The 1,222-nt window shown below is 64.6% G+C and carries 1 protein-coding gene and 1 pseudogene; one reads left to right on the top strand and one right to left on the bottom strand.

Translation table 11 applies throughout. The annotated features are described in order from the left end of the window. Positions 1-280, top strand: a pseudogene (locus tag J0I79_RS33985) (cytochrome-c peroxidase); the annotation flags it as partial. A 175-nt stretch (positions 281-455) separates the two neighbouring features. On the opposite strand, the gene J0I79_RS33980 reads toward J0I79_RS33985, so the two are convergent. Further along, the gene (locus J0I79_RS33980) at positions 456-1,160 is read right to left on the bottom strand and encodes an SDR family oxidoreductase (RefSeq protein ID WP_292870227.1); all 705 of its coding nucleotides are present in this window, start codon (positions 1,158-1,160) and stop codon (positions 456-458) included. Positions 1,161-1,222 lie beyond the last annotated feature (62 nt).

The following is a 1,222-nucleotide window of genomic DNA, read 5'->3' as shown; positions in this document are numbered from 1 at the left end:
GCTGCGCAAGAGCTTCTTCCACAATGGCGAGTTCCACACGCTGCGCGACGCGGTCGCCTTCTACGCCAGCCGCGACACCGATTCGGGCCGCTGGTATCCCCGCAATGCCGACGGCACGATCGACAAATTCGACGATCTGCCAAAGGCTTACTGGCCGAACTTGAATCAGGATCCGCCGTTCGAAGGCAAGAAGCCGGGCGGCAAGCCGGCGCTGAACGACGCCGAGATCGACGACATCGTGGCGTTCCTGCAGACGCTGACGGATGCGGATCAGCGGTGAGGCGCGCTTTCCCTTCTCCCCTTGTGGGAGAAGGTGGCCTCGCGAAGCGAGGTCGGATGAGGGGTGTTCCAGAAAACACCAACGCCTCACTCCGCTGGAACACCCCTCATCCGTCTCGGCGCTACGCGCCGATCCACCTTCTCCCACAAGGGGAGAAGGGAAGTCGCGCCGTGCCTCACAGCGCCCGGATCACCCCTCCATCCACGCGGATATTCTGCCCCGTAATATAGCCCGCCCCTTCGGAAGCCAGGAATGCGACCGTCGCGGCAATCTCTTCCGATGTGCCGTAGCGCTGCATCGGCACGTTGTCGCGGCGCTCCTCGGTGGCGGGCAGGCTGTCGATCCAGCCGGGCAGCACGTTGTTCATGCGCACATTGTCGGCCGCGTAGGTGTTTGAAAAAATCTTGGTGTAGGCGGCGAGGCCTGCGCGGAACACCGCCGAGGTCGGGAACATCGCGTTCGGCTCGGCCACCCAGGCCGTCGAGATGTTGATGATGGCGCCGCCCTTCTGCTTGACCATCTGCGGCGCCACGATGCGCACCGGGCGCACGACGTTCATCAGATAGACATCCATGCCGGTGTGCCACTGCTCGTCGGTGATCTCCAGGATCGGCGCGCGCGGGCCATGGCCGCCGCTGTTGACCAGCACGTCGATCCTGCCCCACGCCTTGAGTGCCGCATCGGCGAGCCGCTGCAGGTCGTCATTCGACTGGTTGGAGCCGGTGACGCCGATACCGCCCAATTCCTTGGCCAGCGCCTCGCCCTTGCCCGACGAGGACAGGATGGCGACCTTGAACCCGTCCGCCGCCAGCCGCCTGGCCGCCGCCGCCCCCATGCCGCTGCCGCCGGCCACGATGACAGCCACTTTATCTGAACTCATCTCATTTTCCTTCTTGGGTTGGCGGAAGTTGGGGTTCCGACGACGGTATAGCCGCTTTCGCC

The sequence above is a fragment of the Mesorhizobium sp. genome, assembly GCF_017306585.1.
Lineage (GTDB): Bacteria > Pseudomonadota > Alphaproteobacteria > Rhizobiales > Rhizobiaceae > Mesorhizobium.
This window is presented reverse-complemented; position numbering and strand designations above follow the sequence as displayed.

What these genes read in the sequence shown, in the direction of transcription:
- J0I79_RS33980 (WP_292870227.1), bottom strand. Translation starts at nt 1,160, where the DNA reads ATGAGTTCAGATAAAGTGGCTGTCATCGTGGCCGGCGGCAGCGGCATG.